The organism is Microbacterium sp. ISL-103, from assembly GCF_018613995.1.
Classification (GTDB): domain Bacteria; phylum Actinomycetota; class Actinomycetes; order Actinomycetales; family Microbacteriaceae; genus Microbacterium.
This window is the reverse complement of the sequence record NZ_JAGGPD010000049.1, coordinates 1-7235: the sequence shown is the minus strand read 5'-3', so window position 1 is coordinate 7235 and position 7235 is coordinate 1. Positions and strand designations below refer to the sequence as shown.

Annotated in this window: 7 protein-coding genes; 2 read left to right on the top strand and 5 right to left on the bottom strand. The window is 67.5% G+C overall.

The features are described from left to right. The 4 genes from J7E68_RS02365 to iolC all read right to left on the bottom strand — a co-directional run. A partial coding sequence (locus J7E68_RS02365; RefSeq protein ID WP_215169508.1) for a 5-deoxy-glucuronate isomerase occupies window positions 1-559 on the bottom strand: 559 nt, incomplete at its 3' end. A 60-nt stretch (window positions 560-619) separates the two neighbouring features. Then, a complete protein-coding gene (locus tag J7E68_RS02360) occupies window positions 620-2140 on the bottom strand; it encodes a CoA-acylating methylmalonate-semialdehyde dehydrogenase (protein ID WP_215169505.1) in 1521 nt (506 codons plus the stop codon). Window positions 2141-2164: 24 nt separating this feature from the next. Beyond that, window positions 2165-3076, bottom strand: coding sequence for a deoxyribose-phosphate aldolase (locus J7E68_RS02355; RefSeq protein ID WP_215169503.1), 912 nt, complete (start codon window positions 3074-3076; stop codon window positions 2165-2167). Further along, entirely contained in the window at window positions 3073-4029 is a 957-nt protein-coding gene (iolC, locus tag J7E68_RS02350; protein ID WP_215169501.1) for a 5-dehydro-2-deoxygluconokinase, read from the bottom strand. The genes J7E68_RS02355 and iolC overlap by 4 nt, the downstream gene beginning before the upstream one ends. A gap of 161 nt (window positions 4030-4190) precedes the next feature. Between iolC and J7E68_RS02345 the strand changes: the two genes are divergently transcribed. Further along, window positions 4191-4952 carry a GntR family transcriptional regulator gene (locus tag J7E68_RS02345; protein ID WP_215169499.1) on the top strand — a complete coding sequence of 254 codons (762 nt, stop codon included), beginning with the start codon at window positions 4191-4193 and terminating at the stop codon, window positions 4950-4952. Between the two features lie 16 nt (window positions 4953-4968). Here the strand turns inward: J7E68_RS02345 and J7E68_RS02340 are convergent, their stop codons facing one another. Further along, complete coding sequence (locus J7E68_RS02340) at window positions 4969-5832, bottom strand: sugar phosphate isomerase/epimerase (protein ID WP_215169497.1); 864 nt, start codon at window positions 5830-5832, stop codon at window positions 4969-4971. A gap of 122 nt (window positions 5833-5954) precedes the next feature. Between J7E68_RS02340 and J7E68_RS02335 the strand changes: the two genes are divergently transcribed. Further along, window positions 5955-6983 (top strand): substrate-binding domain-containing protein, encoded by a 1029-nt coding sequence (locus J7E68_RS02335; RefSeq protein WP_157534334.1) that lies wholly within the window; start codon window positions 5955-5957, stop codon window positions 6981-6983. The last annotated feature ends 252 nt before the right edge of the window (window positions 6984-7235 follow it).

Here is a 7235-nt window from a genome sequence, read left to right as displayed (position 1 = left end):
CGTGCCCCGGCTTGTGCTCGTCGTGCTTGTGCGGAGGGTACGACGACCAGTTCTCGGCCGGGGTGATGACCTCGCAGACGATCAGCCGAGCGGCGTCCAGCGCCTGCGGAGTTCCGAAGTTGTGCACCTGACGGCTGGAGCGCCCCGCCCCGCGGAGCTCCACGGGCGTCTCCTCGGCGGCGATGTACTGCCAGTCGCGACGCTCGGCGGTCGGCGCTTCGGTGACCGCGACGCGGCCTTCGCCGCTGATGGTCGCCGTCGTGCCGATCGACAGATAGAGCACGTCGGTCGCCCCGTCGAACACCGACGCACGACCGTGCAGTCGTGTGTGCCACTCGCCGGGGTGATGGTGGTGCGCGATGCGGAACGATCCGGCCAGCGGCACGATGATCCGCTCGACGTCGAGGGCCGTGAGCTCGAGCTCGTCACCATCCGTCAGCTCGGCGATGCGGATGCCGGTGTGCTGCCACCCGGCGAGCGAGGCGTCGACCACGCTCTGCCATCCGTCGCGCGCGAGTGTGCCGCGTCGGTGGAACCAGCGATCTTCTGTGGTGCTCATCTTCGTGCTCTCAGAGGAATGGATGCCGCCCGCTCCCCCGCGGGCGGCATCCGGATCGGGTCAGTTGTTCTGCGGGAATCCGAGGTTGATTCCGCCGTGCGTGGCCGGGTCGAGCCAGCGGCTGGTGATCGCCTTCTCCCGCGTGAAGAAGTCGAACCCGTGCACACCGTACGCCTTCGCGTCGCCGAAGAGCGAGGCCTTCCAGCCGCCGAAGGAGTGGTACGCGACCGGCACGGGGATCGGCACGTTGATGCCGATCATCCCGACCTCCACCTCGCTCTGGAAGCGCCGGGCGGCGCCTCCGTCGTTGGTGAAGATGGCGGTGCCGTTGCCGAACTCGCCCGAGTTGATCAGATCGAGCCCCTCCTGGAAGGTCTGCACCCTCACGACCGAGAGCACCGGGCCGAAGATCTCCTCGGTGTAGGCGCGCGACGTGATCGGGATGTCGTCGATCAGGGTGGGCCCGAAGAAGAAGCCGTCTTCGTGGCCGTCGATCTTCAGGCCACGGCCGTCGACGACGATCTTCGCGCCGTCGGCTTCTGCGATGTCGACGTACGAGGCGACCTTGTCGCGGTGCACATCGGTGATCAGGGGGCCCCTGTCGGGCTCGACGCCGTCGACACCCGCGCCGTTTCCGATGCGCAGGTTCGCGATGCGCTCCGAGACCTTGGCGATCAGTTCGTCGGCGACGGGCTCGACGGCCAGCACGACCGAGATCGCCATGCACCGCTCACCGGCGGCGCCGTATCCGGCGTTGACGGCCTGATCGGCGACCAGGTCGAGGTCGGCGTCCGGCAGCACCAGCATGTGGTTCTTCGCGCCGCCGAGGGCCTGCACCCGCTTGCCGTTCTTCGACGCCGTCTCGTAGATGTACTGCGCGATCGGGGTCGAGCCCACGAACGAGATCGACTGCACGACCGGGCTGTGGAGCAGACCGTCGACGGCGAGCTTGTCGCCCTGCAGCACCGTGAACACGCCGTCGGGAAGACCGGCTTCCTTCCAGAGCTGAGCGAGCCAGAGGGCAGCCGAAGGGTCCTTCTCGCTGGGCTTGAGCACGACCGCGTTGCCTGCGGCGATCGCGACCGGGAAGAACCACATCGGCACCATGGCGGGGAAGTTGAACGGGCTGATGATGCCGACCACGCCGAGGGGCTGCTTGAGCGAGTAGACATCGACTCCGGTCGAGGCGTTCTCGCTGAAGGCCCCCTTGATGAGGTGCGGGAATCCTGTGGCGAGTTCGACGACCTCCTGGCCGCGAAGGATCTCGCCCATGGCGTCGGAGACGACCTTGCCGTGCTCAGCCGTGATGATCTCGGCGAGCTCGCGCTTGCGGGCGTTCAGCAGCTCGCGGAACGCGAAGATGACGGTCTGACGCTTCGCGATCGAATAGGTCTTCCAGACCTGGTATCCGCGCTGTGCGGACTCGATGGCCGCGTCGATCTCGGCCTGGTCGGCCAGCGCGACCTGCGCCTGCACCGCTCCGGTGGCGGGGTTGTAGACGGGCGCGGTGCGTCCGCTGCTCGACGGACTGTCGGCGCCGTCGATCCAGTGGGAGATGACGCGAGGTTCAGTGGTGCTCATGGGTGATCCTTCGTGGAGGGCAGTTCAGCGGATGGAGGCGGCGGCGCCGCGGACGAGCCCGGCTGCGGCATCGACCGCAGAGGCGACGTCACCATCAGGGGGATAGAGGAGCGTGCGGCCGACGGTGAGCCCGCGCACGCCGGGAAGGGTGAGAGCGTCCTCCCACGCGGCGAACGTCTGATCGGGATCGGCACCGGAGTCGCCGCCGAGAAGCAGCGTCGGCATGGTGGTCGCCGCCATCACCCGCTCCATGTCCTCGACGACCGGGAGCTTCATCCACGTGTACGCAGACGACGCGCCGAGGCCGGCCGCGATGGCGATCGAGGCGATGACGGCATCCGTCGAGAGATCGTTGACGATGTGGCCGTCTTTCCAGCGGCTGAGGAACGGCTCGAGCATGATCGGCAGCCGAGCTTTCGCGGCCGCGGTGACGGCGTCGGCCGTCGCCTGCAGCGTGGGCGCGGTTCCTGCATCGTCGAGATTGATCCGGATCAGGGTCTTCGCGAAATCTGCGCCGATCGCTGCGAGCTCGTCGACCGTGTAGGCACCGTACCGGTCGTCCATCTCGAAGGTCGCGCCCCGCAGGCCGCCTCGGTTCATCGACCCGACGACGATCTTGTCGTCGAGCAGCCCGAGGGCGGCCAGGTCGTCGATGATGTCGGGTGTGCCGAGCACGCCGTCGACGCCCGGGCGCTTCAACGCCGTCGCGAGCCGATCGAGCAGGTCGTACCGATCGGCCATGGCCATGGGGTCGGAGCCCACGGCGAGAGCGCCGCGGGCGGGGTGGTCGGCTGCGACGATGAACAGCTTTCCGTCGACCCCGAGCAGGTCGCGGCGGCGGCGGTTGCGCAGTCGCGTCGCGATCTCGTGCGGCGCTGAGGCGCGCAGGTCACGGAGACGGGAGAAGTCGTCTGCCGAGAGGGTGATGCCGGTCATCCTCGGGCTCCTTCGAGTAGTTGCTGCACCTCGGACACGGTGGGCATGGCGGTCGAGCATTCCAGTCGCGAGGCGACGATCGCGCCGGCGACGTTGGCGAACCGGAGGATCTCCTCGAGACCCCAGCCCGAGAGGAGCCCATGACACAAGGCCCCGCCGAACGCGTCGCCGGCGCCGAGGCCGTTGACGACGTCGACGAAGTGGGGCGGCACCTCGACCGTCTCGTCGGCCGTCTTGGCGAGCACGCCCTTCGGTCCCTGCTTGACGATGGCCAGGCGCACACCGCGCTCCAGCAGAGCATCCGCGGCTCGGAGGGGCTCGGTCTCGCCGACGGCGACCTCGCACTCCTCGCGATTGCCGACGGCCACGGTCACGTGCTCGAGAGCGCGACCCACCTGAGCGGTCGCCTCACTCGGGTCGGCCCAGAACATGGGCCGGTAGTCGAGATCGAGGACTGTGTGATCTGCGCGACCACGCATCGCCCAGGCATCGAAGTGCGTCTGGCGGCTGGGCTCCTGCGAAAGACCGGTCACCGTCGCCCAGAGGACGCCGGCTGCACGGATGGCGCCCGCATCGAGCTGGTCGGACGTGATGTTGAGGTCCGGTGCCTTCGGCTCGCGGTAGAAGTACAGCGGGAAGTCATCGGGAGGGAAGATCTCGCAGAAGGTGATGGGCGTCTTCAGATCCGGATCGACTGCGACGGCAGAGTCGTCGACGCCGAGCCTCGTGAGCTCCCGATGCAGGTAGCGGCCGAAGGGGTCGTCGCCCGTCCGGGAGACGAGCTGCACGGCCCGACCGTAACGAGCGGCAGCCACGGCGACGTTCGCCGCGCTTCCGCCGAGGTACTTGCCGAACGTCGATACGTCCTCGAGACCGACGCCACTTTCGAGGGGGTAGATGTCGACGCCGAGGCGCCCGAGGGCGACGACGTCGAAGGTCTTTTCTCCGGTCATACTCCTGTGTACAACTTTCCTGATCGCAATGGACGGGATATGTCTTAACAATAACACAAGGGGCGATTCTTGCAAGGGGTCCGCACCCGCGGCTCTCACGCTCTGAGGTGACAAAGTCCGCGGGAGGTAATATTGTCGCGACAAACGAGGGAGACCACGAGATGGCGACGACGGACGGCGTATGGCCGGACCACCTGTTCCACGATCTGGATCGCACAGGGCCGATTCCCCTGTACTTCCAGGTGTCGAGCAGGCTCGAGGCGGCGATCCGATCAGGCGAGATCCCGCCGGGTGCGCGCCTCGAGAACGAGATCGCGATCGGTGAGCGCCTGGGACTCTCTCGCCCGACCGTCAGGCGAGCGATCCAGGAGCTCGTGGATCGGGGCCTCCTCGTACGTCGCCGCGGAATCGGCACGCAGGTGGTGCAAGGACAGGTGACCCGCCAGGTCGAGCTGACCAGTCTCTTCGACGATCTGCAGAGCACGAAGCACAGCCCCGGAACGACAGTGCTGCTGCACGAGCTCTCCCCCGCCCCCGAGAACGTCGCCGAGCACCTCAGCGTCCCAGCGGGCGCCGAGGTGCTGCACATCCGCCGCCGTCGCACCTCCGACGGCAGCCCCGTGGCGATCCTCGAGAACTGGTTCCCCGCCGATATCGCCGAGATCACCCGGGAGCAGCTGGAGGATCAGGGCCTGTACCAGATTCTGCGCAGTCGAGGCGTGACGATCCGCGTCGCGAAGCAGCGGATCGGCGCTCGACGGGCTCACGACGATGAGGGCAAGCTGCTCGACATCGATCGTGACGGGCCCGTGCTGCAGATGGAGCGCACCTCGTTCGACGGCGCCGGCCGAGCGATCGAGTTCGGGGTGCACATCTACCGACCCGACCTCTACAGCTTCGAGACCACGCTGGTCGCCAAATAGCGCGACCTGCTCGCCCTCACCGCAGCAGCATGCTGATGGTGTTGCGCAGCGTCGAGGCGACGAGCTCGTCGTCGAGCTCCGCGACCTTGTCGCAGAAGATCTCCGAGCAGTACCAGCTGTCGTACCCGGTGGAGCGGACAGCGTCCACCCACTCCTGCAGCGGGATGTCGCCCGCACCGGTCCATCCGTTGCGAGAGACTCCCTGATCGGGGATCTCCCCCGCGGGCACATGCAGGCCGTCGCAGACGTGCACGGCCGCGATCAGATCGGCAGGCAGCGCAGCGACGTCCTCCGGTTCGTCGCCCGATGCCCAGAAGTGCCAGAAGTCCACACACAGCCTCACGTTCGCCCGGTCGATCCGCTCGAAGATCTCGAGCGCCTGCGACACGCGGTTGATCGGCGACCACGCCAACGGCTCCAGATACAGACCCACCCCATGATCGGCTGCGATGTCCGCGGCGAGCGCGACTCGGTGGGCCGTCTCGGCCAGCGACTCGGCGTCCGTCAGGCCGAGCGAGCCGCGATAGCGCAGGTCGCTGGGCGTCAACGTCCCCGCGCGGAAGTCCTTGACGACCTGCACATCGACCGGCCCCGTGCACATCTGCACGAAGGGAGCGCCGATCACCTCGGCCACCTCGGCCAGCCGGGTGGCATCGCGGACGAACCGGTCGTGAGGTGCCTCCTGGATCGCTCCCACCCCCGAGACGGCGAACCCTTCGAGCGGACCCACGAGGTCGTGCGCCGTGTAGCCGGCGTCGAGGAACCTGAACAGCTTCGGCGTCTGCAACTCCACGGCGTCGAACCCCGCCGACTTCGCGACGGCGATGTCTCGCAGGGTGGTGCCGTGGAACGAGGCGGTGGAATTCATCGAGATCTTCACCCAGCCACCCTATAGGTCCGAATGTCAGAACATTCTATTGACTTCTTGCCAGGTGCTGGATACGCTCAGCGCACCAATGACGGTAGCCGGAACCCGCCGGCGCAAGAAAGGATCACGACGTCGTGACACTCACACACAGCTCCCGCACCGGGATGGCACTCGTCGCCGTCGCCGTGTCGGCCCTCGCCCTGGCGGGTTGCTCCGCCGCCGCCTCCGACGGTTCGACCGACGCGTCCAGTGGTCTCGAGAGCGGCTACGGCTCTCTTGCAGAGAACCGCAACGCCTACTTCTTCACCTACTACAACCCGGCGGGCGATCCCTTCTGGGCCCAGATCCTGCAGGGCGGCGAGGATGCCGCCGAACTCGGAGATCTGACGCTCACGCACCAGACCGCCGAGGGCGACCCCGACAAGATGGTCGACCTCGTGCAGACGGCGATCGCCACCGATCCCTCCCTGATCTTCATGCCCTTCAACGAGGGCGAGAAATGGGTGGGCGTCGCCTGCGACGCCGCCGAGGCGGGCATCACCGTCGTCGCCTACAACGTGCCGGCGCCCGAGTCGGCCGCAGACTGCGTCTCGGGCTTCGTGGGGCAGGACTTCTTCGAAGTCGGGGAGATCGTCGGCGAACGGCTCGTCGAAGAAGCAGGTCTCGGAAGCGGAGACAAGGTCCTGCTCCCCGCCGAAGAGCCCGAGCAGGCCTACGCGATCAACCGGGGCGGCGGCGTGCAGTCCTCGCTCGACGAGGTCGGCGCGAAGGGCGAATTCCTTCGCACCTCGGGCAACGACGAGGAAGCGCTCAACTCCCTGACCGCCTGGCTCACGGCCAACCCGGATGTTGCCGCGATCGCTCCTCTCGGCGGCACCCCGCACCGGAACATCGTCGCCGCGATGGAAGCGGCCGGAGTGAAGGTGCCGGTCGTCGGCTTCGACACCTCGCCTCAGGTCGTCGCGGGCATCAAGAGCGGCGACATCATCGCGACCGCCGACCAGCAGGGGTATGTGCAGGGATTCCAGTCCGTCACGCAGGGAATCCTCTACATCGACTTCGGCCTCTCCCCCGCCAACATCAACTCCGGCGGGCGCGGCCTGATCGACGAGTCCAACGTCGATCTGCTCGAGAACGACAAGCTCAAGGGCGTCCGTTTCTGAGAGTCCGACTCGCGGGGGCCGCAGCCTGGGGCGCGGCCCCCGCCTCCTTCTTCCTCACTTCCCGAAAGGCATGAGATGTCTCAGCCCACAGAAAGACCGCGCGAGCACGTCCTGACTGCTCCCGCCCCGACCGAGACCGTCGTCGCCGGGCGGATGCTCGGCGACAGCACCCCGCGGACGTTCGGCGATTCCCTCCGCGAGAGCATCCGCTACAGCCGGGGCCGCGGCGCACTCGAGATCGGCGTGATCGTC

What these genes read in the sequence shown, in the direction of transcription:
- J7E68_RS02360 (WP_215169505.1), bottom strand. Translation starts at nt 2,140, where the DNA reads ATGAGCACCACTGAACCTCGCGTCATCTCCCACTGGATCGACGGCGCC.
- J7E68_RS02355 (WP_215169503.1), bottom strand. Translation starts at nt 3,076, where the DNA reads ATGACCGGCATCACCCTCTCGGCAGACGACTTCTCCCGTCTCCGTGAC.
- iolC (WP_215169501.1), bottom strand. Translation starts at nt 4,029, where the DNA reads ATGACCGGAGAAAAGACCTTCGACGTCGTCGCCCTCGGGCGCCTCGGC.
- J7E68_RS02345 (WP_215169499.1), top strand. Translation starts at nt 4,191, where the DNA reads ATGGCGACGACGGACGGCGTATGGCCGGACCACCTGTTCCACGATCTG.